We start from the raw sequence: 26,618 nt of genomic DNA, 5'->3' as shown, positions 1-26,618 counted from the left end.
CAACTGAATCGAGGAATACCGCCATGAACTTCAATCTCTTCTCCGTCATCGCCGCTTCCGCTATCTCTGCCACCGTTGCACTGCCAGCCAGCGCCAACGTTGAAATCAGCGACAAAAAATCCCACACCCAAAGCTATACCCAGAAATACCTGCAACAGAGCGCCAACTTCTACGCCGCGCTGGACCACAAAGCCCAACACTGAAATGTAAGCCCTGCACCTTTTATGCAGGAGCGAAGTCACTTGCAGATCGAGCTGTAAGCATCGAAAAGCGCCGAAGTGATGTCGCTCCTGCATAACGCGTTTACGACAGCATCATATTGCTATCAATGTATTGCTTGATATCACATGGCCATGTGTTTAAATTTGACGCTGATTTTTTGACTCCTTCCCCTATAAGGATCGACAGCATGGCGATGCGTCTGGCAGTGGTTCTCCTGTTTCTCTATTCCACCCCGATTCTGTCGGCCGCCGAGCCCGTTCCCAGCGAGCCGGATGCGGCCCGCGAGCGCTTGATGAGCTTTATCGAGGACTGAAACACGCTGGGTTCATGATCAATAAAACTGATAGCTACTATGCATAAAGGTCGCTAGTTATCTTCTGTTTTTTGATCGATTCTGTGGGCACTGAAACATGCCCACGGAGAACACCATGGCCAGCGCAATCATCACTTCTGCCAAACACGGCGCCTACCTGGCCATCGGTCTTTACGTGGCCATGGTGTTGCTCGTCAGCCTTTCGGCTCAATCGCAACAAAGCCTTCAAACACCGATCCAGGTCGCTTATCCCGCCATTCAATTCGAACACCGTGCTCAAAACGTAAGGGTCGATCATGCCGACGTGGCGGGAGTGGTGGGGGCATGAAAGGACGCAAACTCTGGGTCATCGCCTTCCTGGCATTCATGACTAATGGCGCTTCCTTGTTGGGGATCGGGCAGGGCTCGGCGGGGTCGGTGGCGCGGGCCATCGAATGCAACCACAACATCACCCACAACATTCAGACTGCCAAGGCTCTGGAGCTGCTGGTGGGGAATCCGCCGATCAAATCCAATGGCGAATTCTTCGGGCCGTTCCAGGTGGATTGCTCGGCGTTGGGGATGTGCTCGGTATTGGCATGAATCCCCAATCTAATGTGGCGAGGGAGCTTGCTCCCGCTGGGCTGCGCAGCAGTCCCAAAACCTGCCACTCATTGTTTCAGACAGCTTTCATCGGCTGATATACGACTGCTACGCAGCCGAGCGGGAGCAAGCTCCCTCGCCACAAGTGCGCGGTGTTATTTCTGCATCACGCCGGTGAACAGTTCTGACTCGATGAAGCGCTGTAACCACGCCTGCAATCGCACATAAGGCGTCTGCGCGAACCACCCGCGATCCACGTGGGCGAATTGCCGCACGAACGGCATCAGTGCGATATCCGCCAGGCTCGGGTGCCCGGCCAACAGGTAGTCGCGCCCCTCCAGCAATTCATCCAGCTTGCGCAAGAACACCTCGCCCTCTGACCGGTAAAACGCCATCGGTTGCTCGGGATAACGCTCGGCGTACTTGTAGCGATTCAGGTGCACCTTGAACACCTGATCGTTCTCTTCGATCAGTGCGGCGCTGCGTTGTTGTCCGTGCGGATCATCCTTGAGCAACCAGTCCTGCGGATCGTTCTGCGCTAATGCCCAGCGCATGATTTCCAGGCTTTCATCGATCACCCGTCCATCCACACTCAGCACCGGCACCGTGCCTTTGCTCGACAGCGCGAGCATTTCGGCGGGTTTGGCCTTGAGGCTGACCTCGACGATCTGCACCTCAACCCCCGAATAGCACAGCGCCATGCGTGCGCGCATGGCGTAGGGGCAGCGGCGGAACGAATACAGCGTATTCATTTCACCTCCAGCGTACTCAGGCCGTTGCCTTGACGGTGAACCTGAATCTGTACCGGAATCCGTTCATGCATTTCCTGCACGTGGGAAATCACCGCGACCTTGCGGCCCTGCGCTTGCAAACCGTCGAGGGCGTCCATGGCCAGTTGCAGGGATTCCGGATCGAGGCTGCCGAAGCCTTCGTCGATAAACAACGATTCGATTTTCAGCGTGCTCGAAGCCATCGACGCCAAACCGAGCGCCAACGCCAGCGACACCAGGAACGTCTCGCCGCCGGACAGCGAATGCACCGAGCGCAGTTCATCGCCCATCTCGGTGTCCATCACCAATAACCCGAGCATGCTGCCGCCACGTTTCAGGCGATAGCGTCGTACCAGTTGTCGCAACTGGACGTTGGCGTGATGCACCAGCAAATCGAGGTTGTAGGCCTGGGCGATTTTGCGGAAGGTGTCGCCGGTGGCCGAACCGATCAGCGCATTCAATCGCGCCCAGCGCTGGTACTCGGTGTAGGCGTCGGCAATCTGTTGCGCCAGTGCCTGATTGGCATTCTGTCGACGCTGATCCTCGGCCTGTTCGGCGCGCAATTCGGCGCAACGATGTTCGCTGGCGGCGAACAGGTTTTGCAGCTCGGCCAGCGCCGTGGCCAGCTGTTCTGCATCGAGATTGCCGTTGTGCTGCGCCTGATGATCGAGCAAGCGTTGATCGCGCTCCTGCAAAAGCACCTTGGCTTGCTCGATGGCTTTTTCGCTCTGCTGCAAACGTTGACGCAGTTCGCTGACGTGTTGGTCGTCGACGCTCAACAGATCTTCCAGTCCACCGTCGTCCAGCTCTGGATGCTGCGCGCGCCAGTCGGCAATTTTGCCGCTCAGCTCGCGGTCTTCAGTTTCCAGGGCCTGGGAACGTTCCTGCTGCGCTTTGAGTTCAGCGGCCAGTTGCACCAACCCTGTGCGCACGGTTTGCAATTCCTGATTGGCCGTCGCTTCGGCACTACGCGCCTGCTCGACGGCCTGATCCAATTGCTGCTGCCACTGTTCGGCGCTGGCATGTTCGCCCAGCAGTTGAGTCAGCTTTTCCTGGCAAGCTTGTTGCTGCCCGGCCAGCGCCGTGAACTGCTGCTGCGCAGCTTCCTGTTGCTGGGTGCGGGTCTGCTGTTGGTACTGTTCTTTGTCCAGCGTCTGCTGGCGCTGTTGCTGTTCGCTGAGTTCTTCGCGCTGCTGGTCAAGTTGTTGCAGACGCTGGGCGATCTGCCGGTCGAGCTGCATGAAGGTCGCGGCGGGTTCGTTGCGCAAGGCCTCCAGCGTGTCGGCCGGGAGCAGAGTGCTGAACGCCTTCAGTTCTTCGTCCAGGCGTTGGCGATCACTGCTCAACTCGCGTTGCTGGTTGATCAGGTGTTGTGTTGCTTGCTGACTCGCCGCTTCGGCGCTGCGCAGTTGTTGCGCCAGGCGTGCGGCATCCTGTTGCAGGGTGAGCAGGGCGGTTTGCCGTTGTTCATCCTGCGTGATGCTCTGGTTCAGCTGGCTGCTTTGTTGGGTCAGCCAGGTATCGCGTTTGCTTGCGTCCTGCGCCAACAGTTGCGCGGACAGTGGGTGCGCTTCCAGGCTTGGCGTCAGGCCTTGTTGCTGAGTCGCGAGCTGTTCTTGCTGTTGCAGCAATTCCTTTTGCTGAGCAATCAAACCGCCGACTTCGGCACGCAGATCGGTGAGTTTTTCCTTGAGCAGGTCGACGGCTTTCTGAGCGTTGGCCTGCTCGCTTTCATCATGCCGGCCGAGGCTTTGCAGCAAGGCTTCGGGTTGATGATAAGGATGGTCCGGGCTGCCGCAAACCGGGCACGGCTGATCGTCCTGCAACTGCGTGCGCAGTTCTTCGACGCTGGCACTGCGCGCCAGACGCTGACGCTCCAGCAGTTCGCGGGTGACAGTCAGGGTCTGTTCGGCGACAGTCAGTTCGGCCTTGGTCTTCACACCGTCCTGAGTCAAACGATCGCGGTCTTGTTGAGCGGAGAGTTGCCGCTGCTGAAGCTCGGCACCGCGCTTGTCCAGTTCCTGCTGGCTGGCCCACAGTCGCGTCAGCTCTTCAAAGGCCCGCAGTTGCTTGCGGTTGTCCTGCAGCAGGCTGCCGAGGATCTGAATCTGCTCGGCCACTGCTTCAGGCTCGGCGCCGGCCTCTTTGTACAGCACTTCAAGACTCTGGCGCTGGGTGGCCAGTTCCTCGGCAGCGTGGGCGGCACTTTGCTCCAGAGCGGCCAGTTCTGCCTGCCCCTTGTTCAGGCGATTACCAATCAGCATCAGCTGTTGCAGGCGATCGCGGTAGGCGTTCCAGGCATCGCTCAACGGCGCCAGATGAGTGCTTTGCTCAAGCTCACCGGCAATCCGCTGCAACCGTTCGGCGACCTGTTTCTGTTGCTCGAGCAAACCCTGAATCGTGCCCTGACCCTGAGTGCAGGCCTGTTCCGCCTGCTGTTTGAGGTCGGCACTGAGGCTGGCGTCCTTGATCAGGCGGGCTAGGGTGCTTTGCTCCTCGAAGGCCTGACGCAGCAGGGGCGCGCTGGCGGTGTGTTGGTTTTGCGCTTGGGTCAGCGCCGTTTGGGCGGTGCTCAGGCTCTGTTCGAGTTGAGTCTGTCGCTCGATCAGCTCGCTTTGCTGTTGTGTGTGCTGCTGAATCTGCGCTGCCAATGGCGTGAGCTGGGCGGTGAGTTCGGTCTTGCGTGCGAACTGATGCCGTTGCGGAGCCAGTTGTTCCAGACGGGTCAGCTTCAAGCGCTCGCCGGCCAGGCTGTGCCAGTGTTGTTGGGCGGAGTGCAGTTGCTCGGTGGCACTCTGTTGCGCGTCCTGCACCTGGCGCAGTTCCTTGAGCCAGGTGTGTTGCAACTCCAACTGTTTGAGCTGCGCCTGCTGGGTCTTGAGTTGCTGCTGAGCGTCGTTGAAGCGCTCATCCAGCTCGGCCCGGGCTTCCGGCGACAGCGGTGTGACTCCGGTGGCCTGATCCTGCAGCAACTTATGGGCTTCGCGAGCTTCTTTGGTCTTGTCAAAAGCCCGACGACCGAGACGGGTGTAGAGCGCGGTGTCGGTGAGCTTCTCCAGCAGTTCGCTGCGGTCGTTGTCGTCAGCCTTGAGGAAGGCGCTGAACTCGCTTTGAGCCAGCATGACGGCGCGGGTGAACTGTTCGAAGTTCAGGCCCAGCGCGGCTTCGAGCTGTGCTTTGTATTCGCCTTTCTGACTGGCGAGCAGTTGATCCTGATCGATGTCGCGCAGGCTCTGGCGACTGGCTTGCAGCTTGCCGCCGGCCTTTTCCCGAGCGCGATTGGCCTCCCAGCGAGCGCGATAGCGGCGACCGTCGATGCCGACGAAATCCACTTCGGCATAACCTTCACCGGTGCCACGACGCAGCAGCGTGCGCGGGTCGCCAGTGCCGATTTCGCCATCGGCATCCGGGACCTTGGCGTCGCGACCGGTGTTGTTCAGGCGCGGCACGGCGCCAAACAGCGCCAGGCACAGGGCGTCGAGCAGCGTGCTTTTGCCGGCACCGGTCGGCCCGGTAATCGCGAACAGACCGGCACTGGCCAAGGGCTCCGCGGTGAAGTCGATTTCAAACGGCCCGGCCAGGGAGGCGAGGTTTTTCAGGCGGATCGCGAGAATTTTCATGGCTGTTCGCTCTCCATCTGCACGTCTTGCAACAGCTCGGCGAAGTCCTTGAGCGTTTGCTCGTCGACCTCACTGCCGTAATTGTCCTGCCAGGCGCGGCTGAACAGTTCCTGGGGCGAAAGCTGATCCAGTTCAATCAAGGTTGTGCCGTCATCGACGCCGTCGCGGCTGCCGTTGCCGGCGTATTCGGCGGCAATCCGCACCAGTCGCACAGCCTTGCCTTGCAACGCCGTTTCCACTTGATGGCGCAGGTCCGGTTGCGGTTCGTCGAGACGGACCCGCACTTCCAGCCACGGCTGACGCTGGATATCGGCGAGCAGGTCGATGTTGGGCAGGTCGGCCAGTTGCAGCAGGATTTCCGCCAACGGCGCGGAGCCGAGGCGTTGCAAGTGGACGGAACGCGGAATCAGGCGCGGTTCGACGCTGACCAATGTCTCGCCATCGAGCTGAATGTCGAGGATCTGATGCTGGTAATTGATCTCGGAGAACGACAACGGAATCGGCGAGCCGCAATAGCGGATCCGCTCTTCACTGTTGACCTTCTGCGGTTTGTGCAAATGCCCGAGGGCGACGTAACTGATGCTCGGCCCGAACAGACTGGCGGGCAGGGCTTCGGCGTTGCCAATGATCAGGCTGCGCTCGGAATCTTCCGAAACCGAACCGCCGGCCATGTGCGCATGGCTGATGGCGATCAGCGCCTGGCCCGGCTTGCGCTTGGCGTTGGCCGCTTCAATCAGCCATTCATGGACCTGGCCGATGCCACGCAAATAGTTATCGCCCAAATGCGCACCGGTCACTTCGGCGGGGCGCAGGAACGGCAGCGCCAGGCACCAGGCGGCGATTTCGCCGCTGGCATCAGGCAACGGCAGCAACAGGCGTTCGGCATCCAGTTGACCGTCATCGAGCCACAGCACGCGACCGAGGGCGTGAGTGCGCAAGCGCCGCATCAACGGCGCAGGCAATTCGATTCGCGAGCCGGAGTCATGGTTGCCGGCGATCATCACGATGGTCAGCAACGGCTGCTGTTCGTGGGCACTGACGATGAAATCGTAAAGGCGTTCCTGGGCTTTGACCGGCGGGTTGACCGTGTCAAAGATATCGCCGGCGATCAGCAGCACATCAGGCTGGTCCAGCTTCAGCTGACGCAGCAGCCAATCGAGAAAGCAGGCGTGCTCGAAATCGCGCTCCTGGCCATGCAGGTTCTGCCCAAGGTGCCAGTCGGAGGTGTGAAACAGACGCAAGGCGTACTCCGTAGGAAATAAGGTGATGGTCGCGAGGAAAATGACAGCGACTAAAGGGAGGAGAGTTTACTGGCAAACACATAGGATGGCGCGATGGATCTGATCGAACCGAAGACCTGTGGCGAGGGAGCTTGCTCCCGTTCGGCTGCGTAGCAGACGCAAAATGGCTGCAGTGTTATGTCAGAAGAAACGAGTGATATGGTTTTGGGGCCGCTTCGCAGCCCAGCGGGAGCAAGCTCCCTCGCCACAGGGGGCGCTGATTATTTCGGATAAAGCGGCGGCAACCCGGTATCGCCAACCAGATCCTGAACCCCTTCGGCCGTCGGAATCGCACGAATCGCGCGCCAGAGATCTTCGCCCTGCCAGTACTGGCCGGTTTCGCTGTACAGCGCGCCGTTCAGGCCGTCCAGCGCATCGGACAGCGGCACAAAACGCGCCGCCATGTCGGCCAGGGTTTCCGGTTGTTGCCGGGCCCAGGCGTCGAGGGCCTGGCGGGTGGCATGAGTGTCGTTGGCCTGGCAGGCGCGCTTGAGGTCGTCGAGCAAGGTGCGTGGGCTCGGGCCGGTTTGCGCGGCACGCAGGATCGCCGGTTGCGAGCGGGCGCGCCACCAGAGGCCGAAGCCCAGCAGGGTGGTGCAGGCCAGAATCACAGTGCTGAGTTTCCACCACCAGAGGGCTTCGTTGTTGGTGCCGGACATCGCCTGCGGGCTGCCCGCCGGTGTATCGACGATCAGGCTCGGATTGCTCGCCACTTGCAGCGTACGGGCCGGCAGGCTGCTGTGTTCCAGATGATCCTCGAAGGTGTTCCACCAGACCACTTCAACACTCGGCAAGTCGATGTTGCCGGTCCGGGTCGGCACCAGGGCTTCACGGTCCTCGCGACTGCCGATCAAGCCGCGTTCGCTGCTCTGGTTGCCCAGCACCGGTTGATCCGGGTAACGCCGCAGGCCGTTGATCTCGGTGGCGGGCAACGGTGGCAATTGGGAACTGGCGAGGCCTTCGGCGTTCAGGGTCAGGCTGCGGGTCAGCGAGTCGCCGACCTGCAAATGGTCCGGCTCCGGGCTCCAGCTTTCGCTCAGGCTCAGGCTGCGGGCCGGCAGCCAGGGCACATCAGCCGGATACGTGCCGGGTTTGGCCTTGACCATCAGCGGGACCTCGGCAGATTTGACGCGCATCTGCTTGCCCGGTTTCGGCCCTTGAGGTGTTGCGTCCTGAGACGGCCGGGTATCGACCGGCGTGGCACTGAACATCTGTGCCGGAATGGTCAATTCACCGCTGTGTTGTGGGTAGATCGCGTAGCGCATTTCGATCACGCCATGGCGCAATCCGTTGATGACTTTTTCGTAGGTGCGCGACTCGCCCAGCTGTTCGATGCGCGCATCGGGAATCTGCAACGGAGTCAGGCTGCTGTCGTCGTACAAGGACACCGAATGGTAGATGCGCAAGGTCAGGATCGCCTGGGCCTGCACATAGACACTGTTCTGGTCGAGACTGGCCTCGATGAACACTGGCGCCAGTGTGTTGCTGCTGTCCTGGGTTTCGCTCTCGATCACCTGCACGGTAATCGGCTGGCTCTGGACGTCGCCCAGTTGCAGCGACGGAATCACCACGCTGCCGTTTTGCCGGGGCAGCAGGGTGATAATCCAGCGCGTGGTCGCTTGGGTGTCGCCGTTGAGGGTGTTCAGTTGGTTGACCTGGCGGGTGCCGCGCACTTCGAACAGCGGTTCCAGCGGGGTCAGGTCGGGTTTGCCGAACTGGGTCACGTCGCTGGTTTCCAGAGTCAGTTCGACCGTCTCGCCGGAATTCAGGCGACTGCGATCGACGCTGGCGACCAGCTCCGCAGCCTGGGCCTGAACGGTGCAGAGCAACAGTGCGAGCAAAAAGGCGGTGAAGCGGGTCATCGAGTTTTTTCCTGATCCTGATGTTGTTGCTGTTCGTACCAGAATTTGCGTCTGAGCAGTTCGCCGGGGTCATCCGGGATCTTGCGCAGCCATTGCTCCAGCGCCTGGCGCTGTTCGCCTTCGATCATGTCGCTGGCCGGGTGCCGCGGAGGCGTGGTGTTTTGCTCATCGCCCAACTCACTGCCCGGGACTTCATTGGCGCCCGGTTGCGGTGGCGTCATGGGCGGCTGCTCGGCGTCCGGCGTGGTTTGCTCAGCGTCGGTTTTCGGCTCGCCATTGCTGGGTTGGGTGGCGCTGCCCGGCGGCGGTTCCTGGGCGATGGTTTCGGTTTTGCCCTCGGCGGTTTTGTCCGGCTCGACGGGCGGCGTTGAGGCCTTCTGTTTGAGCAGACTTTCCACCAGTGCCTTGTTGGTCAGGGCCGGGCGCAGATCCGGTTGACGTTCCAGCGCTTGTTCGTAAGCGTCTAGCGCCGCTTCCAGCTCACCGCTTTTGGCCAGGGCGTTGCCACGATTGTAGTGGGCGTGGGCGTCATTGCTTTCGGCAAACCGCTGAGCGGCGCCACTGTAGTCGCCGGCTTCATAAAGCGCCACGCCTTGCCATTGAGCATCTTCAAAATGCTGCGCAGCCTCGGCCGGGCGCTTTTGTTTGAGCAAGTGCAGGCCCTGCTGATCGGGACGCAGCCACAGGTCTTCGAAATCGAAGGCGTAACTCGGTTGCGGCAGCAGGAACAGCAGCGGCAGGCAGAACAGCCAGCCGCGGCGCCCGGCACAAGCGGCCAGCAATAACAGTGGCAGCAGCAGCCAGTAACCCTGATCGGCCCAGGTGTCGAGACGCAGCGTCTGGCCGTCGTTGCGCAGATCCCGTGGGCCGTCGAGCAGGCCGAGGCCGCGCAGGTCGGCATCGTCCAGACGCGCCTGGCGGTAACGTCCACCCAGACCGTTGGCAAAGGCCTTCAGGCTGGGGCCGTCCAGACGCGGCACCAGAATTGCGCCCAGGTCATCCTTGAGGAAACTGCCGTCGTCCTGTGCGACCGGCGCACCTTCGGCGGTGCCGATACCGAGCATCAGAAATGGCGTGGACTTGTCGTCCAGCGCCTGACGAATCCCTTGGCGTTCCTGTTCCGTCAGCGACGAACCGATCAGCAGGATCCGACCCTGGCCGAGTGCGCCCTGATCCAGCAGTGCAAGGGCCTTGGCCACCGCGAGATCGGCACGATGACCGGCCTGGGGCATCAGCGACGGCTTGAGCGCATCCACCAGGTTGCGGCTGGTCGACAGGTCATCCGACAGCGGCACCAAGGTGTGGGCGCTGCCGGCGTAGACGATGATTGCGGTCTGCGCGTCGCTACGGTTTTGCAGCAAGTCGAACAGTTTGCGCCGGGCGTGTTCCAGCCTGTTCGGCACAATGTCGGTGGCGAGCATTTCCGGGGTCAGCTCAAGCAACACCACCAGCGGGTCGGCGGGTTTCTGACTGGTTTGTTCGACGCGCTGCCAGCTCGGCCCCAGCAGGGCCAGCACGGTCAGTACCCAGGCCAGACCAAGAGCGACCCACGGCAGTTTGCTTTCGCGACCGCTGCCACCACTGAGCAACGCGGCATGGAAGGCCGGGGGCAGAATCATTTGCCAGCGACCGGCGCGTTTCTGCCGATGCCAGAGTTGCCAGAGCAACCAGCCCAGCAACGGCAACAACAGCAGCCACCAGGGACGGAACCAGTGCGGCCAGAGCGCAATCATCGACGCCTCCGCAGTCGCAGGCGTTTGAGTCGCTGACGCCAGTCGGGCAGTTGCGATGGCAGAAACCGCTCTTTGGTAAACAACCGTTGCAACGGGTTGTCCGGCCAGCGCTCGCGGATCACCAGCAGCATGCTCAACAGCAGCGCCATCGCCAAAGGCCAGTGATACAACGCTTGGGCCGGGCGGGCTTGGGTGGGTTGTTGAGTCACGGGTTCCAGTTGGTCGAGGGTGCGCTTGATCGCCTGCAATTCTTCGCCGTTGTGGGCGCGGAAGTATTGGCCGCCGGTGGCTTGGGCGATGGCTTTCAAGGCCGGTTCGTCGAGGTCCAGGCTCGGGTTGATGCCCAGGAATCCCAGGGTGCCGCTTTGTTCCGGGTCGGCACCGATACCGATCGGGTAGATTTTCACGCCTTCGTTGGCCGCCAGTCGTGCGGCGGTCAGTGGGGCGATCTCGCCGCCATTGTTGGCGCCATCGGTGACCAGAATCAGCACACGGCTCTGTGCCGGGCGTTGACGCAGGCGTTTGAGGGCCAGGCCGATGGCATCGCCGATGGCGGTGTTCTTGCCGGCGATGCCAATTCGCGCTTCGTCGAGCCAAATGCGCACGGTGTGCCGGTCGAAGGTCAGTGGCGCTTGCAGATAGGCCTGGCTGCCGAACAGGATCAACCCGACCCGGTCGCCGTCGCGACTTTCGAGAAAGTCACCGAGCAAATGCTGCACCAGCGACAGTCGGCTGACGTCTTCGTCCTGCCACTGCATGTCGGGGAAGTCCATCGAGCCGGATACATCCACCGCCACCAACAGATCGCGGCCGCTGGCGGCAACCGGCAGGGGTTCGCCCAGCCATTGCGGGCGCGCGGCGGCGATCAGCAATAACAGCCACAGCAAAATGAACGGTGCTTGCTGACGCCATGCCGGCAGATTCGCCCGGGCGCGACGGCGAGCGAGGCCTTCGAGGTCGCTGAGGAAGCTGACTTTGAGCGCCGGTTCGCCACTGTCGGCGACTGGCAACAGCACCCGCATCAGCCACGGAAGTGGCAGCAGGGCGAAGATCCACGGCCAGGCGAACTCAAACATGTTTGCGAATCCAGGTGTCGACGGCTTGAGTCAGGCCGGCGATGGCCTTGTCGTCGAGTTTGCATTCGGGTTTGTAGGCGCCTTCCACCAGTACCATCCAGCGCGTAAGGCCTGCGGCCGGGCAGCGGTTGTCAAGGAACGCCAGCCATTTGCGCCCGTTAAGGGTGTGGCTCTGGCTGTAGGGGTAATGGTTGCGGCACAGGCGTTTGAGCAAGCCATTGAGTTGCTGCAGCCAGGCACCGGCCGGGGCGCCGTCATAGGGCTTGGGCATCCGGGCGAGTTCGGCCAGCGCCGCGAGACGCACAGGGTCCAGCGGTTGTTCGGCGCGGACGATAGGGCGCTTGTTCGGAATAAAACGGCGCAACTGCCACAGGCCGAAACCGATCAATGGCAGCAATAACAGCAGCAGCCACCAACCCGGCGCCGGCGGCCAGAAGCCGATCGGTGGCGGGGAAATCAGCGGTTGCAGTTGATCGAGGCTGCTCATCGACCTTTCCCCGGACGCTGTGGGTTCAGGTATTCGCGCAGTTGCTCGACCATTTCGCTTTGGGTGCTCAAAGGCATCAGCAATACCCGCAACTTCTGCGCCAGCAGCTCCCAACGGGCGATACGCGCCTCCGCTTGTGCGCGATAGGCTTGGCGCAAGTCGAAATTCAACGTGTCGAGTTCCAGCTGCGCACCGCGTTCCGCGAAGCGTAAAAGCCCGGCAGCGGGCAGGGCGTGATCCAGCGGATCGGACACCGGCAGCAGCAACAGGTCGCAATGACGTGACAATAGGCTCAACTGCTGCTCGGCACCGTCGGACAAGGCGCGTTCGTCGCAGATCACGATCACCAGGCTGCCAGGGCGCAATACTTCCCGGGCGCGACGCAGGGCAATGCCGAAGGCGTCGCGGTCCGGCTCGCGCTCGGTGTGCAGCGACTGATTGACCCGCACCAGGCGGTTGAGCAATTGCAGCAGGCTCTGCTTGCTGCGCCGCGGTTTGATTTCGTAGTGCTCGTCGTCGCCGAACACCAGCCCGCCGACCCGGTCGTTATGGCCCAGCGCGGCCCAGCCAATCAGGCTCGCGGCCTGGGCGGCAAGCACCGATTTGAACATCAACCCCGAGCCGAAAAACAGCCGGCGACTCTGTTCAACCATGATGAAAATCGGTCGCTCGCGTTCTTCGTGGAACAGCTTGGTGTGAGGCTCCTGGGTTCGGGCGGTGACGCGCCAGTCGATGCTCCGCACGTCATCACCGGCCTGATAGACCCGCACCTGATCGAAGTCCACCCCGCGCCCGCGCAGTTTGGAGTGATGCAGGCCGATCAGCGGGCTGCGCTGGCTCGGCGTGGAAAACAGCTGCACTTCACGCACGCGATGACGCATCTTGATCAGCTCGGAAAGGCTGATGCGGATGCCCGGCTCGGGCGGCAGGAGGGCGTTCATCGGGGTCAAGCGACGGCTACGACGTCGAGAATCCGCTGGACCACCCGGTCCTGGTCGATGCCAGCGGCTTCGGCTTCAAAGGAAAGGATGATGCGGTGGCGCAACACATCGAACAGCACCGCCTGAATGTCTTCCGGGCTGACGAAGTCGCGACCGGCGAGCCAGGCGTGGGCCCGGGCGCAACGGTCCAGGGCAATGGAGCCACGCGGGCTGGCGCCGTAGGCGATCCATTCGGCCATTTCCGGGTCGAACTTGGCCGGGGTGCGTGTGGCCATGACCAGTTGCACCAGGTATTCCTCCACGGCGTCGGCCATGTACAACCCGAGGATTTCCTTGCGCGCGGCGAAGATCGCCTGCTGGCTGACCCGGCGCTCGGGCTTGGTTTCGCCATGCAGCGCTTCGCCACGAGCCTGTTGCAGAATCCGGCGCTCGACCGCGGCGTCAGGGAAGCCGATTTTTACGTGCATCAGGAAACGGTCGAGCTGGGCTTCGGGCAGCGGGTAGGTGCCTTCCTGTTCGATGGGATTTTGCGTGGCCATGACCAGAAACAGCGGCGACAGGTCGTAGGTGCTGCGCCCGACGCTGACCTGGCGTTCGCCCATGGCTTCGAGCAGGGCCGACTGAACCTTGGCCGGGGCACGGTTGATTTCATCCGCCAGCACCAGATTGTGGAAAATCGGACCTTGCTGGAACACGAAGCTGCCGGTTTCCGGGCGATAGATTTCCGTGCCGGTGATGTCGGCCGGTAGCAGGTCGGGGGTGAACTGGATGCGATGGAACTGTGCTTCGATGCCTTCGGCGAGCTCTTTGATGGCTTTGGTCTTGGCCAGCCCCGGGGCGCCCTCGACCAGCATGTGGCCGTCGGCGAGCAAGGCGATGAGCAAGCGCTCGATGAGTTTTTCCTGGCCGAGAATCTGCGTTGAAAGAAAGGTTCGCAGCGCGAGCAGCGCTTCACGATGTTCCATCGATGACTGTTCCTGGAAAGGGTGACCGAAGACGTTCGAATAACGCCAGGGCTGGGGGCGTTACTTTAATCCATCGCGGGGGGCGGCGACTAACGGCATTTTGTGCAAAGTGCGGGAATTGATGGGCAAATTTGTTGGGATTTTGTAGGCCGGGCCGGGCGGTGGCTGTTCTGGCCTCATCGCGGGCAAGCCCGGCTCCCACAAGTTTCAGTGGTGTGCTTGCAATCTTTGCAACACATCAGACCCTGTGGGAGCGGGCTTGCCCGCGATGAGGCCCGCCCGAACGCCATCAGAGCTGGCTGATGTAAGTGCCGGTGCCTTTAAGGATGTTCTGCAAGGTTTCTTCCACTTCCGCCAGATCCTGCGCATCAGTGCTGTGCAGAATTTCCAGCGAATCATCGCCATCGAGCACATCGGCGTCCGCAGCGGCGATTTCGATCAGCAGGCGGTCAGGGCTGAGGGTGACTTTCACACCGTTGAGGGCCGAAGGTTTGTCGTGGAAGATGATCTCCAGCTCATCCTCGTCCGGAAAACGGCTCATCAGGAACATTTCGCCGTCGGCGCTGGTGCAGCAGAGCATGGCCAAGTTGTCTTCTTCTTCGTCGCACGGGTTGACGATCAAGAGATCAGTTGTCATTTGCATGGGAAAATCCTGGCTCGGCGAGCGTGGTGAACGTAACAAAAGGCAATTCTGCCAGCCCCGGGGAATTTCTGCTCGGCTGAGTGTCAGAAGATGTGACGTGAACATCCGGAGCGTCCTCAGTCATTTTTGGCACGAGGGTGCGGTAAAGCCGGGCATAAAGTGCCTATTTTCCAGCATGACTGCTAGTGTTGTTCGAGGCACATGCCGCGAGTTACGTGCCGATGACCGAATATGTCGCAGCGCTGCAAGCACGGCCCTTGCTGCACTCGTTAAGCTGCGCTACGGATGAGCACCCGTAAAGGCATTGCGCTATAGATCGCGCAGTCGTTTTTGCAGATGCCCATTCAATGGAAGGTGAATGTGACCTGAGTGTCTCGTCCAGCTTCATCCACCTGTCATTCTGTTTCCTCTGCCCGAGAATCAGGAACAGGGTGACGGATTGCCCCGAAAGGGGTTTTGCACGCGACGCTTCCATCAATAACAAGCCCAAGCGGAGTACCACAGATGGCGTTCTTCACCGCAGCCAGCAAAGCCGACTTCCAGCACCAACTGCAAGCGGCACTGGCGCAGCACATCAGTGAACAGGCACTGCCACAAGTGGCGCTGTTCGCCGAACAATTTTTCGGCATTATTTCCCTGGACGAGCTGACCCAGCGTCGGCTGTCCGATCTCGCCGGCTGCACCCTTTCTGCGTGGCGCCTGCTTGAGCGCTTCGATCACGCGCATCCGCAAGTGCGCGTCTACAACCCCGATTACGAACGCCACGGCTGGCAGTCGACCCACACCGCGGTCGAAGTGCTGCACCACGACCTGCCGTTTCTGGTGGACTCGGTGCGTACCGAGCTGAACCGTCGCGGCTACAGCATTCACACCCTGCAAACCACTGTGCTGAGCGTGCGTCGCGGCAGCAAGGGCGAGCTGCTGGAAATCCTGCCGAAAGGCACCCAGGGCGAAGGCATTCTGCAAGAATCGCTGATGTACCTGGAAATCGACCGTTGCGCCAACACGGCCGAACTGAACGTCCTGACCAAAGAGCTGGAGCAGGTTCTCGGCGAAGTCCGCGTCGCGGTCGCCGATTTCGAGCCGATGAAAGCCAAGGTCCAGGAGCTGATCGAAGGCATCGACAACAGCCAGTTCATCATCAACGCCGACGAAAAATCCGAAATCAAGAGCTTCCTGGAATGGCTGGTGGGCAACCACTTCACCTTCCTGGGCTACGAAGAATTCGTGGTGGGCGAAGACCAGAACGGCGGTCACATCGAATATGACCAGAATTCGTTCCTCGGCCTGACCAAACTGCTGCGCGCCGGCCTGACCGTCGATGATCTGCGCATCGAAGACTACGCCGTCAATTACCTGCGTGAACCAACGCCACTGTCGTTCGCCAAGGCTGCACACCCAAGCCGCGTACACCGTCCGGCGTACCCGGATTACGTGTCGATCCGCCAGATCGATGCCAATGGCAAAGTCGTTAAAGAATGCCGCTTCATGGGCCTGTACACCTCCTCGGTGTATGGCGAAAGCGTGCGGGTCATTCCTTACATCCGTCGCAAGGTCGAGATCATCGAACAGCGTTCGGGCTTCCAGGCCAAGGCTCACTTGGGCAAGGAACTGGCCCAGGTGCTGGAAGTGCTGCCGCGCGATGACTTGTTCCAGACCCCGGTGGACGAGCTGTTCACCACCGTGATGTCGATCGTGCAGATCCAGGAACGTAACAAGATCCGCGTGTTCCTGCGCAAAGACCCGTACGGCCGCTTCTGCTACTGCCTGGCCTACGTGCCGCGCGACATCTACTCCACCGAAGTGCGCCAGAAGATCCAGCAAGTGCTGATGGATCGCCTGAAAGCCTCGGACTGCGAGTTCTGGACCTTCTTCTCCGAGTCCGTGCTGGCCCGTGTGCAACTGATTCTGCGGGTCGATCCGAAGAACCGTCTGGACATCGACCCGGTTCTGCTGGAAAAAGAAGTGGTGCAGGCCTGCCGCAGCTGGCAGGACGACTACGCGAGCCTGGTGGTCGAGAGCTTCGGCGAAGCCCAAGGCACCAACGTGCTGGCCGATTTCCCGAAAGGCTTCCCGGCCGGTTACCGCGAGCGTTTCGCAGCCCACTCGGCTGTGGTCGACATGCAGCACCTGCTGAGCCTGAAAGAATCCAATCCGCTGGTGATGAGCTTCTATCAGCCACTGGGTCAGGTCTCCGGTCAGCGCGAGCTGCACTGCAAGCTGTATCACGCCGATACGCCGCTGGCGTTGTCCGACGTGTTGCCGATCCTGGAAAACCTCGGCCTGCGCGTGCTGGGTGAATTCCCGTATCGCCTGCGTCACAACAGTGGCCGCGAATTCTGGATTCACGATTTCGCGTTCACCGCCGCTGAAGGCCTGGAACTCGACATCCAGCAACTCAACGACACCTTGCAGGACGCTTTCGTCCACATCGTGCGTGGCGATGCCGAGAACGATGCATTCAACCGCCTGGTGCTGACCGCCGGCCTGCCATGGCGCGATGTGGCGCTGCTGCGTGCTTACGCCCGTTACATGAAGCAGATCCGTCTGGGCTTCGACCTGGGTTACATCGCCAGCACCCTGAACAACCACACCGACATCGCTCGCGAGTTGACCCGGTTGTTCAAGACTCGTTTCTACCTGGCGCGCAAGCTCGGCACTGACGATCTGGAAGACAAGCAGCAACGTCTGGAACACGCGATTCTGAGCGCACTGGACGATGTTCAGGTGCTGAACGAAGACCGCATCCTGCGTCGTTACCTGGACCTGATCAAAGCAACCCTGCGGACCAACTTCTACCAGACCGACGCCAACGGTCAGAACAAGTCCTACTTCAGCTTCAAGTTCAACCCGCACCAGATTCCAGAACTGCCAAAGCCGGTTCCGAAGTTCGAAATCTTCGTTTACTCGCCTCGTGTTGAAGGCGTGCACCTGCGCTTTGGCAACGTTGCACGTGGTGGTCTGCGCTGGTCCGACCGTGAAGAAGACTTCCGTACCGAAGTCCTGGGCCTGGTAAAAGCCCAGCAAGTGAAGAACTCGGTCATCGTGCCGGTGGGCGCGAAGGGCGGCTTCTTGCCGCGTCGCCTGCCACTGGGCGGCAGCCGTGACGAGATCGCGGCCGAGGGCATCGCCTGCTACCGCATCTTCATCTCGGGCCTGTTGGACATCACCGACAACCTGAAAGACGGCGCGCTGGTACCGCCGGCCAACGTCGTGCGTCATGACGACGATGACCCGTACCTGGTAGTGGCGGCGGACAAGGGCACTGCAACCTTCTCCGACATCGCCAACGGTATCGCCATCGACTACGGCTTCTGGCTCGGCGACGCCTTTGCGTCCGGCGGCTCGGCCGGTTACGACCACAAGAAAATGGGCATTACCGCCAAGGGCGCGTGGGTCGGCGTACAACGCCACTTCCGCGAGCGCGGCATCAATGTTCAGGAAGACAGCATCACTGTAGTGGGCGTCGGCGACATGGCCGGTGACGTATTCGGTAACGGCTTGCTGATGTCCGACAAGCTGCAACTGGTCGCTGCCTTCAACCACCTGCACATCTTCATCGACCCGAATCCTGCGCCTGCCAACAGCTTCGCCGAGCGCCAGCGTCTGTTCGACTTGCCGCGTTCGGCGTGGTCTGACTACGACACCAGCATCATGTCCGAAGGCGGCGGGATCTTCTCGCGCAGCGCAAAAAGCATCGCGATTTCCCCGCAGATGAAAGAGCGTTTCGACATTCAGGCTGACAAGCTGACCCCGACCGAACTGCTCAATGCCTTGCTCAAGGCACCGGTAGACCTGTTGTGGAACGGCGGTATCGGTACGTACGTGAAAGCCAGCACCGAAAGCCACGCCGATGTCGGCGACAAGGCCAACGATGCACTGCGCGTGAACGGCAACGAACTGCGCTGCAAAGTCGTGGGCGAGGGCGGTAACCTCGGTATGACCCAGCTGGGTCGTGTCGAATTCGGCCTCAATGGCGGCGGTTCCAACACCGACTTCATCGACAACGCCGGTGGTGTGGACTGCTCCGACCACGAAGTGAACATCAAGATCCTGCTGAACGAAGTGGTACACGCAGGTGACATGACCGACAAGCAACGTAACCAGTTGCTGGCGAGCATGACCGACGAAGTCGGCAACCTGGTGCTTGGCAACAACTACAAGCAGACTCAGGCCCTGTCCCTGGCGGCGCGCCGTGCCTTCGTGCGGATTGCTGAATACAAGCGCCTGATGAACGATCTGGAAGGCCGCGGCAAGCTGGATCGCGCCATCGAGTTCCTGCCGGCGGAAGAAGCGATCAACGAACGCCTCGCGGAAGGCCACGGCCTGACCCGTGCCGAGCTGTCGGTGCTGATCTCCTACAGCAAGATCGACCTCAAGGAAGCGCTGCTCAACTCCTTGGTGCCGGACGACGACTACCTGACCCGCGACATGGAAACCGCTTTCCCGCCGACGCTGGTCAGCAAGTTCTCCGCTGCCATGCGCCGTCACCGTCTGAAGCGCGAAATCGTCAGCACCCAGATCGCCAACGATCTGGTCAACCACATGGGCATCACCTTCGTTCAACGACTCAAAGAGTCGACCGGCATGAGCCCGGCGAATGTTGCGGGGGCATATGTAATAGTTCGGGATATCTTCCATCTCCCGCACTGGTTCCGGCAGATAGAAGCCCTGGACTACCAGGTCTCCGCTGATGTGCAACTGGAGCTGATGGACGAGCTGATGCGTCTGGGCCGTCGCGCTACGCGCTGGTTCCTGCGCAGCCGTCGCAACGAGCAGAATGCCGCCCGTGACGTCGCACACTTCGGTCCGCACCTGGCGGCGTTGGGCCTCAAGCTCGACGAACTGCTGGAAGGCCCGACCCGCGAAGGCTGGCAGACTCGCTACCAGGCTTACGTCGCTGCTGGCGTGCCTGAGTTGCTGGCTCGCATGGTTGCAGGCACCACTCACCTGTACACCTTGCTGCCGATCATCGAAGCTTCGGACGTGACCGGCCAGAACGCAGCCGACGTGGCCAAGGCCTACTTCGCCGTGGGCAGCGCGCTGGACATCACCTGGTACCTGCAACAGATCAGTGCTCTGCCGGTTGAAAACAACTGGCAAGCCCTGGCCCGTGAAGCGTTCCGTGATGACGTCGATTGGCAACAACGTGCGATCACCATCTCCGTCCTGCAACAGGGCGACGGCACCCAGGACGTGGAAACACGCCTGGCGCTGTGGATGGAAGAGCACGAAGGCATGATCGAACGCTGGCGCGCCATGCTGGTGGAAATCCGTGCCGCCAGCGGCACTGACTACGCCATGTACGCGGTGGCCAACCGCGAACTGCTGGACCTGGCGTTGAGCGGTCAAGCGGTGGTGCCAGTCACTGCCACTAGCACTGCCAGCGCTGAGTTGGAACCGGCGGCCTGATCAGGCGCTGAATGAAGAAGCCCCGTCTCGAAAGAGATGGGGCTTTTTTTTGTCTGAAGGTTTTGTGGTGGCTGGTCGGGCCTCTTCGCGGGCAAGCCCGCTCCCACAGTGGATCGCATGCTTCTGGAATAACCCGGTCACCTGTGGGAGCGGGCTTGCCCGCGATGAGGCCGTCAGCATCACCTCCGCGATCACTTTTCCAAGGGAATCAACACTTTCTCATCCGGGGCCAACACCATGAACACCAACAGCTTGGCGGGTTGAGTGGCGCTGGCGTTTTTCGAGACCAGATGTTCCGACCCGGCCGGTTCGTACCAGAACTCGCCCGCCTTGTAGGTGATCGCTTTTTCACCTTTGACTTGCGAAATGATCTCCCCCGAAAGCACATAGGCCATGGCCGTGCCCTGATGTTTATGGGCGATGGACGATTGACCGGGCTCGTAATCGACTTCGATCATCAAGGCTTTTTTACCGGGTGCGTTTTTCAGCATCTGGTCCTGCAGGACGGTGACTTTTTCTGACGGGGGGGCGGTGTCGTGGGCGAATGCCGGGGCTGAAACACTCAGCGTCAGGGCGGCGAGAGGAGCAGCAAAAAAACGAAGCGCATTCATGGTTGATTACCTGAGGTGGTGAGTCGTCAGGGACCACAGTAAGCCGCGCTATCGAGCAATCAAACGGCCAATTTTCGGGAAGGTGAGGGGGCCAATCACAGAGTGCGCAGGGCTAAAGGATGATGAACTGTGGCGAGGGAGCTTGCTCCCGCTGGGTTGCGCAGCGGCCCCAAAACCGGTGGACGCGCAGGACCAGGCAGACTGCGTTCGCCGGATTACGTCTGCTGCGCCCGAGCGCGGACCGGACGGCGGGAGCAAGCTCCCTCGCCACAGGTGTTTGTCAGACGATTGGAAAGCTGTTGAAGTCGACGGCATTAGCCAGTCGGCTGTCGATCAGGCCGATAAAGCCTTGCACTTCGGGGCAGTTGAAATGCGAGTGCATGGCCGCTTCCGATTGCCAGCGGGCGCTGACCGTCCAGCGGGTGTCGTCCTCGGGGCAGCGGTCGACCATATAGGAGTCACAGCCCGGAAGTTCGCGCAGGGTGTCGACAATTTTTTGCAGTTGCTTACCCAGTTCGTCCGAACGGCCGGCGGCAGCCTGCACCTTTACGGTGTTGATCACTTCGTTGGACATTGCTCACACTCCTGAATCAGGCCGGACGAATCCTGCTCATTGAGGGATAACGCCCAATCAGGATAGGCCTGCACCCCCAGACCGCCAATAGCCAATCGCCAGATAAAGCCGCAGACCAATCCCTCAGCCAAGCTGCTGCAAAATGTCCCTTAAGCGGTCCAGGGCAATGTCGATGTCCAGGGTTTCGATCGCGCCGAACCCCAGGAAAAGCCCGGCCCGCGGCGTTTGCTGGTAAAAAAAGTCGTCCAGGGCATAGAGCCCCACTTCGACTTTTTTTGCCAATTCGATTACCAATGGAATATCCACCGGCACCTTACACAGCACCGCCATGTGGAACCCGGCCGTGGTCGGGACCGCTTCAAACCACGGTGAAAGATCGCCCGCCATGCGCGCCAGGATCCGTTCACGGCGCCCGGCGTAAATCGTATGGCAGCGCCGGATGTGCTTGAGCAGACAGCCCTCGGCGATGAACTTGGCGAGCGCCCATTGGGGCAGGGTGGAGGTATGCAGGTCGGTGAGCTGCTTGGCGCGGATCACCGCTTCGAGAATCGCCGGCGGCAAAATCGCATAACCGAGCCGCAATTCCGGCAACAGAGTCTTCGAGAAAGTGCCGACGTAGGCGACGATGCCGCGCTCATCCAGGCTTTGCAGCGAGTCGGTGGGCCGGCCTTCGTAGCGGAATTCGCTGTCGTAATCGTCTTCGATGATGATCGCCCCCAGCTCATAGGCCCTTGCGAGCAGGGCTTCTCGGCGGGGCTGGCTCATGGGCATGCCCAGCGGGAACTGGTGGGAAGGAGTGACGTAAATCAGCCGGGTGCCATCGGGAATGTGCTCGACCTGAATGCCTTGCGCATCCACCGGAACGCCGACCACCGTCGCGCCATGGCTCCCGAACAACAGACGCGCCGGCGGGTAGCCGGGGTCTTCCATGGCGACCAAACTGCCCGGTTGGGTCAGGACCCGGGAAATCAGGTCCAGCGCCTGTTGCGCGCCGTTGCACACCACCACGTCTTCGTCCTGACAATTGACCCCACGCGAAAACGCGATGTGCCGTGCGATAGCATTGCGCAGCGCCGGCAGGCCTTCGGGCAGGCTATAGAAACCTTTGGAACCGGCCATTTGGCGCAAGGCATGGGAAGTGCAACGGCGCCAATCGTCCTGCGGAAACTGGCCCTTGCTGGTGGCGCCACCGATGAACTCGTAACGCAGCGAGCCTTCCAGCGTCGGGTGGCGCAAGAATGTCGGCAGGCTGCGCCAGCGTTCGATGACATCAAAGCTCGCCAGCTCCGAATGGCTCTGCTTGCGAACGGTTTTCGCCGCCCGGGCATTGACGTAAGTGCCTTTGCCGATCACCCCGGTGAGGAAGTTTTCGTAGGTCAGTTGCGCATACGTGTCGGAAATGGTCTTGCGCGAGATCCCCAGTTGTTCGGCCAGCAAGCGGCTGGGCGGTAGCTGCGCCCCGGCCGCCAGACGGCCGGATTCAATGGCGTCGCGCAGTTGCCGGTACAACTGGCCTGCCAGGTCCTTGCGGCCGTTGATGACAACGTGAAGTTCCATACCGGCGGGGGCTCCTGGGGCGGTTGAGGCGACTGTGCGTCGCGCCAGATTACCCGCATGAATGGCTGCACAGAAGTTGCGTGGGCGAAAAACCTGCGATTGGCCTGCTGCCGGGCGGTCCATGGGTTTTTCGACGAATTGGACCTGTGACGCCCGCGGATCAGGCTCTACCTTGGAGTCATCTATCCGATCCACGAGGTCGCCCCATGAACTCCCGTCTGGATTACTACAGCGCATCCCCCAAAGCGATGAAAGCCATGATCGCCATGGAGGCCTTGACCCGCGACCTGAGCATTGAGCCGGCCTTGTTGAACCTGATCAAAATCCGCGCCTCGCAGCTCAATGGCTGCGCCTTCTGCACCGACATGCACTCGGTGGACGCGCGTCGCTTCGGCGAGAGCGATCGCCGGCTGTATGCAATCGTGGTCTGGCGCGACAGCAGCTTCTTCAACCCTCGGGAGCGCGCTGCCCTGGCCTGGACCGAAGCGGTAACCCTGCTCTCGGAAAGCCACGTGCCGGATGACGTTTACGTACTGGCCCGGGAACAGTTAAGCGAAGGTGAACTGGTCGATCTGACGATGGCCGTCAGCACCATCAACAGCTGGAATCGCCTGGCGGTGAGCTTTCGGCAAACGCCCAGCGGTTGATCCGGTTTTTGCCCGATTGTCATATCAGGTTCATGAACAGTCAGCAGGATAAAACGCTCAAGGACAGATCGACAGGGAGTCATCAATGTCATTCATGGAATCCACCTCGCGCCAGGGGATGGCCGAGTACCGCTGGCCCGTAGAACAGCGCGAATCCCAGCACTCGCGGGTAGCCGGCATTGATTCAGTGCTGGTGCAGTCGTTCATGGTCAGTGCCCGTTGCGGCTGTTTCATGCAAGCGGCCCGCAGCCTCAACATCAAGTCGACTCAATTGCGTAAACAATTGGCGCAACTTGAAGCGCAATTGCAGTGTTCGCTGTTCAGCCATTCGGGCAATGGCTTTGCCCTCAGTCGTGACGGCTTGCAGCTTCAGGCGCAGTTGATTGCCCTGGCCCGTGAACGCGACTTGCCGGTGATCGAACAACCCTTGATTCGCCTGGCCGTGGCGGAGTCCATCCTGCACGACATCCTCGGCCGTGATCTGGTCTCGCTGCTGCGGCGCAACGCCAGTGTGCGTCTGGACATCATTTCCCTGGACAGCGAACTGTCCCTGCGAGCGATCAGTGCCGATGTGGTGGTGTGGCTGGCCGGCACCGATTCGCCGTTGCCAGGCCCCAGTTTCGCTATCAGTGAGCCCCAGCGTCTCGCGCGGCTGGATTATATGCCGCACATCGCCAAACGGTATTCACGGGTCGCGGCGCGGCCGGACAGCCTGGGTGACCTGGCCGATTTCATGCTGGTGCAATGGCAGCACGACCGCCATATCGCCACTTTTGGCCCGTGGAACAGTTTGGTGGAGCAGCGCCTGGCGGGGGTGGTGCAGCTGCATTCCTACGAGCTGATGCTGGAGATGATCCGTTGCAGCGCCTGCATCGGTTTGTTGCCGCACTACATGAGCCAATTCGACCGGGCGCTGGTGGCATTGCCCGGGCTTTTCAAGCAACCGATGCAGCGCCAGGTGTGGATGGCGGTCAATACCGACTCGCGGAATGAGGCCGAGGTGCAGGGAATCGTCGGGCTGATCCACAACACCTTCAACGAGCGGCGGGAGTGGTTCGAGAGTTGACGACTAACTAATGTGGGAGCGGCGGTGCGGCGATCCGACTTGCTCGCGAAGGGGCCCTCACATTCGACATCAATGTCGACGGTACAGGTCGCCCTCACGAGCAAGCCCGTCCCGACGCTCTGCGTGGAACATGGGAACGATCAATCTCGTTGACTATCCGCTTGGATATCGGCCGGTGTGGTGGTGAAGGCAGGCGCCGCATGACTGTGCACTGTCTGAGCACCGACCCCACAACTTGCGAAAAGCGCCATCAGGCTGAATCCAGCGGCGCGAAGCAAACCTCTCATAGAAATTTCCTCATTTCCGAAGGTGACATTCAGTCCGGCCAATAACGTCGTTGCTCAAGTCGAAAGTCCGGGTGGCGGTGTACGACTCCGGTGCCGGATAGTCGATTGGTATGCTTTCTACTCTAGCAGGTGGTTGTCGCGTCAACCGTCCAACCATGCCGCTCTTTTATTAATGGGGGCAAAAAAACACCGCCACCTGGCGACGCAGCACCGTAATGTCACCGTCATTGTGAGTCATCGGAATGTGTGGATTCATGCGTCACCGCCTGCTTGCGCGTTGTGCAAACCGTCGATGGAGGCTTGCACCAGCGAGCGTGCGGTGCCGAGCATCCACCCCTCTCGCCCCAGAGTCTATCTTGCCGCCTAGACACAAGCGGGCTTGCTCGCGAAAGCGGTTATTCAGTCGACATGGATGTTGAATGACACACCGCATTCGCGAGCAAGCCCGCTCCCACATTTTGATCTCGCCACTCATGGGGATTGCGGTTTAGAGTGATCGGCCACACACCGATCAAGGACGAACACCGCCATGCCTGACCACGACCCCGCTATTCACCTCGAACGCTTCAGCGAACACCACATCGAGGGCGTCACCGCGCTCTACAACGACCCGGCCGTGGCCCGGCAGGTGCTGCAAATGCCGTTTCAGTCCACCGAGGTCTGGCGCCAACGCCTGATGGCGGACAACGAACGCGCGGTGAAACTGGTGGCACTGCATCAGGGCTCGGTCATCGGCAATATTGGCCTGGAACAGTTTTCGCGAATCCGCCGCAGCCACGCCGGCAGCTTCGGCATGGGTGTCGCCGTGGCGTGGCAGGGCAAGGGCGTCGGTTCGAAACTGCTGGCAGCAGCGCTGGACATCGCCGACAACTGGATGAACCTGCAACGGGTCGAACTCTCGGTGTACGCCGACAACGAAGCAGCCATCGGCCTCTACCAAAAATTCGGCTTTGAAACCGAAGGCCTGTTTCGCGATTACGCCGTGCGTGACGGTCGGCTGGTCGATACCCTGAGCATGGCGCGCCTGCGTCGCACGCCCGAGGGCCAATGCCGGTAAGTCACGAAATTTGAGCGACGAAAATCCTGTGGGAGCGTGGCTTGCCCGCGAAGAACGATGACGCGTAATACCTGAAAAACCGCGGTGAATTCTTCGCGGGCAAGCCACGCTCCCACAGGTTCTGCGCCTTGACTTACCGGCATCAGGCCAAAGCCGAGTCAGTCACCCAACGCGAACGCCACCGCCGCCCGCGCATGCAGTTCGGTGGTGTCGAGCAAGGGCAGGGCGCTGTGCTCGGGTTTGATCAGCAGGCCGATTTCGGTACAGCCGAGGATTATCGCCTGGGCGCCGCGTTCGGTCAGCGATTCGATCACCCGTTGATAGACCTGGCGTGACGCCTCACTGATTACCCCGACACACAACTCGTCATAGATGATTCGGTGCACGGCTTGGCGCTCCTCGGCGTCCGGCACCAGCACCGTCAGGCCCTTGGCCGTCAGACGCTCCTTGATAAAGTCCTGTTCCATGGTGAACGCGGTGCCCAGCAAACCCACTCGCAGCGCACCGGCGTCCAGTGCAGCCTGACCGGCCGGGTCGGCAATGTGCAGGAACGGAATATCGATGGCTGCCTGAATCTGCCCGGCCACCTTGTGCATGGTGTTGGTACACAGCACCACGCACTCGGCGCCACCCGCCTGCAGACGCTGGGCCGCATCCACCAGAATCGCCGCCGCATCGTCCCAGCGCCCGGCATGCTGAGCCTGTTCGACAGGGCCGAAGTCGACGCTGTACATCAGCAATTTCGCCGAGCGCAACGGCCCGAGGCGATCACGTACCTGCTGATTGATGAGACGGTAATACTCGGCGCTGGACTCCCAGCTCATGCCGCCGATAAGGCCGATGGTGCGCATTGGATTTCCTCGGGCTATGGCCTGTGTTGATAGGTCAGGCCTGAAGGGAGTTTCCGTTTGTG

At 60.9% G+C, this 26,618-nt stretch carries 22 protein-coding genes; 8 read left to right on the top strand and 14 right to left on the bottom strand.

Features of this window, described 5'->3' with window-relative positions:
• The first annotated feature begins 23 nt into the window (after nt 1-23).
• From ACZ3HH_RS11350 to ACZ3HH_RS11335, 4 genes are all read left to right on the top strand, one after another.
• The gene (locus ACZ3HH_RS11350; protein WP_007941320.1) at nt 24-203 is read left to right on the top strand and encodes a hypothetical protein; all 180 of its coding nucleotides are present in this window, start codon (nt 24-26) and stop codon (nt 201-203) included.
• 206 nt (nt 204-409) lie between these two features.
• The gene (locus tag ACZ3HH_RS11345) at nt 410-535 is read left to right on the top strand and encodes a hypothetical protein (protein WP_277397061.1); all 126 of its coding nucleotides are present in this window, start codon (nt 410-412) and stop codon (nt 533-535) included.
• Between the two features lie 115 nt (nt 536-650).
• Nucleotides 651-863 (top strand): hypothetical protein, encoded by a 213-nt coding sequence (locus ACZ3HH_RS11340; RefSeq protein WP_465804608.1) that lies wholly within the window; start codon nt 651-653, stop codon nt 861-863.
• Nucleotides 860-1,117, top strand: a complete 258-nt coding sequence (locus ACZ3HH_RS11335; protein WP_465804606.1) for a hypothetical protein — start codon at nt 860-862, stop codon at nt 1,115-1,117. The genes ACZ3HH_RS11340 and ACZ3HH_RS11335 overlap by 4 nt, the downstream gene beginning before the upstream one ends.
• Nucleotides 1,118-1,272: 155 nt before the next feature.
• On the opposite strand, the gene ACZ3HH_RS11330 is transcribed toward ACZ3HH_RS11335, so the two are convergent.
• The 10 genes from ACZ3HH_RS11330 to ACZ3HH_RS11285 form a co-directional block, all read right to left on the bottom strand.
• Nucleotides 1,273-1,869 (bottom strand): glutathione S-transferase, encoded by a 597-nt coding sequence (locus ACZ3HH_RS11330; RefSeq protein ID WP_465804604.1) that lies wholly within the window; start codon nt 1,867-1,869, stop codon nt 1,273-1,275.
• The gene (locus ACZ3HH_RS11325) at nt 1,866-5,507 is read right to left on the bottom strand and encodes an AAA family ATPase (RefSeq protein WP_465804603.1); all 3,642 of its coding nucleotides are present in this window, start codon (nt 5,505-5,507) and stop codon (nt 1,866-1,868) included. Before ACZ3HH_RS11325 ends, ACZ3HH_RS11330 begins: the two co-directional genes overlap by 4 nt.
• Nucleotides 5,504-6,748, bottom strand: a complete 1,245-nt coding sequence (locus tag ACZ3HH_RS11320) for an exonuclease SbcCD subunit D C-terminal domain-containing protein (protein WP_465804601.1) — start codon at nt 6,746-6,748, stop codon at nt 5,504-5,506. The genes ACZ3HH_RS11325 and ACZ3HH_RS11320 overlap by 4 nt, the downstream gene beginning before the upstream one ends.
• Nucleotides 6,749-7,008: 260 nt before the next feature.
• A complete protein-coding gene (locus ACZ3HH_RS11315; protein WP_465804600.1) occupies nt 7,009-8,649 on the bottom strand; it encodes a BatD family protein in 1,641 nt (546 codons plus the stop codon).
• Nucleotides 8,646-10,382, bottom strand: coding sequence for a tetratricopeptide repeat protein (locus ACZ3HH_RS11310; protein WP_465804598.1), 1,737 nt, complete (start codon nt 10,380-10,382; stop codon nt 8,646-8,648). Before ACZ3HH_RS11310 ends, ACZ3HH_RS11315 begins: the two co-directional genes overlap by 4 nt.
• Nucleotides 10,379-11,458, bottom strand: coding sequence for a vWA domain-containing protein (locus ACZ3HH_RS11305; protein WP_465804596.1), 1,080 nt, complete (start codon nt 11,456-11,458; stop codon nt 10,379-10,381). The genes ACZ3HH_RS11310 and ACZ3HH_RS11305 overlap by 4 nt, the downstream gene beginning before the upstream one ends.
• Nucleotides 11,451-11,945 (bottom strand): DUF4381 domain-containing protein, encoded by a 495-nt coding sequence (locus ACZ3HH_RS11300; protein WP_007901179.1) that lies wholly within the window; start codon nt 11,943-11,945, stop codon nt 11,451-11,453. Before ACZ3HH_RS11300 ends, ACZ3HH_RS11305 begins: the two co-directional genes overlap by 8 nt.
• Nucleotides 11,942-12,886, bottom strand: a complete 945-nt coding sequence (locus ACZ3HH_RS11295; protein WP_258621965.1) for a DUF58 domain-containing protein — start codon at nt 12,884-12,886, stop codon at nt 11,942-11,944. The genes ACZ3HH_RS11300 and ACZ3HH_RS11295 overlap by 4 nt, the downstream gene beginning before the upstream one ends.
• 5 nt (nt 12,887-12,891) lie before the next feature.
• The gene (locus ACZ3HH_RS11290) at nt 12,892-13,851 is read right to left on the bottom strand and encodes an AAA family ATPase (protein ID WP_007901181.1); all 960 of its coding nucleotides are present in this window, start codon (nt 13,849-13,851) and stop codon (nt 12,892-12,894) included.
• A 289-nt stretch (nt 13,852-14,140) separates the two neighbouring features.
• Nucleotides 14,141-14,494 (bottom strand): hypothetical protein, encoded by a 354-nt coding sequence (locus ACZ3HH_RS11285; RefSeq protein ID WP_465804593.1) that lies wholly within the window; start codon nt 14,492-14,494, stop codon nt 14,141-14,143.
• A 504-nt stretch (nt 14,495-14,998) separates the two neighbouring features.
• Between ACZ3HH_RS11285 and ACZ3HH_RS11280 the strand changes: the two genes are divergently transcribed.
• Nucleotides 14,999-19,906, top strand: a complete 4,908-nt coding sequence (locus ACZ3HH_RS11280) for an NAD-glutamate dehydrogenase (protein ID WP_465804591.1) — start codon at nt 14,999-15,001, stop codon at nt 19,904-19,906.
• Between the two features lie 191 nt (nt 19,907-20,097).
• On the opposite strand, the gene ACZ3HH_RS11275 is transcribed toward ACZ3HH_RS11280, so the two are convergent.
• The 3 genes from ACZ3HH_RS11275 to pdxR form a co-directional block, all read right to left on the bottom strand.
• A complete protein-coding gene (locus ACZ3HH_RS11275) occupies nt 20,098-20,517 on the bottom strand; it encodes a cupin domain-containing protein (protein WP_465804589.1) in 420 nt (139 codons plus the stop codon).
• A gap of 280 nt (nt 20,518-20,797) precedes the next feature.
• On the bottom strand, nt 20,798-21,091 hold the full coding sequence (locus ACZ3HH_RS11270) for an antibiotic biosynthesis monooxygenase family protein (RefSeq protein ID WP_367371728.1): 294 nt from the start codon (nt 21,089-21,091) through the stop codon (nt 20,798-20,800).
• Between the two features lie 123 nt (nt 21,092-21,214).
• Nucleotides 21,215-22,648, bottom strand: a complete 1,434-nt coding sequence (gene pdxR, locus ACZ3HH_RS11265; RefSeq protein WP_465804587.1) for a MocR-like pyridoxine biosynthesis transcription factor PdxR — start codon at nt 22,646-22,648, stop codon at nt 21,215-21,217.
• Nucleotides 22,649-22,854: 206 nt separating this feature from the next.
• Here pdxR and ACZ3HH_RS11260 point away from each other — a divergent pair, with 206 nt between their 5' ends.
• The 3 genes from ACZ3HH_RS11260 to ACZ3HH_RS11250 all read left to right on the top strand — a co-directional run bounded on the left by ACZ3HH_RS11260 (nt 22,855) and on the right by ACZ3HH_RS11250 (nt 25,705).
• Complete coding sequence (locus tag ACZ3HH_RS11260; RefSeq protein WP_465804585.1) at nt 22,855-23,295, top strand: carboxymuconolactone decarboxylase family protein; 441 nt, start codon at nt 22,855-22,857, stop codon at nt 23,293-23,295.
• Nucleotides 23,296-23,380: 85 nt separating this feature from the next.
• Nucleotides 23,381-24,361, top strand: a complete 981-nt coding sequence (locus ACZ3HH_RS11255; RefSeq protein WP_465804583.1) for a LysR family transcriptional regulator — start codon at nt 23,381-23,383, stop codon at nt 24,359-24,361.
• An 816-nt stretch (nt 24,362-25,177) separates the two neighbouring features.
• Nucleotides 25,178-25,705: a GNAT family N-acetyltransferase gene (locus ACZ3HH_RS11250; RefSeq protein WP_465804581.1), complete on the top strand. Its 528-nt coding sequence runs from the start codon at nt 25,178-25,180 to the stop codon at nt 25,703-25,705.
• Nucleotides 25,706-25,863: 158 nt separating this feature from the next.
• On the opposite strand, the gene ACZ3HH_RS11245 is transcribed toward ACZ3HH_RS11250, so the two are convergent.
• Nucleotides 25,864-26,556: an aspartate/glutamate racemase family protein gene (locus tag ACZ3HH_RS11245; RefSeq protein WP_465804579.1), complete on the bottom strand. Its 693-nt coding sequence runs from the start codon at nt 26,554-26,556 to the stop codon at nt 25,864-25,866.
• Nucleotides 26,557-26,618 lie beyond the last annotated feature (62 nt).

The organism is Pseudomonas sp. PME37.24/025 (assembly GCF_055556615.1).
The sequence above is the reverse complement of the archived record's forward strand: the minus strand, read 5'-3'. Positions and strand labels throughout refer to the sequence as shown.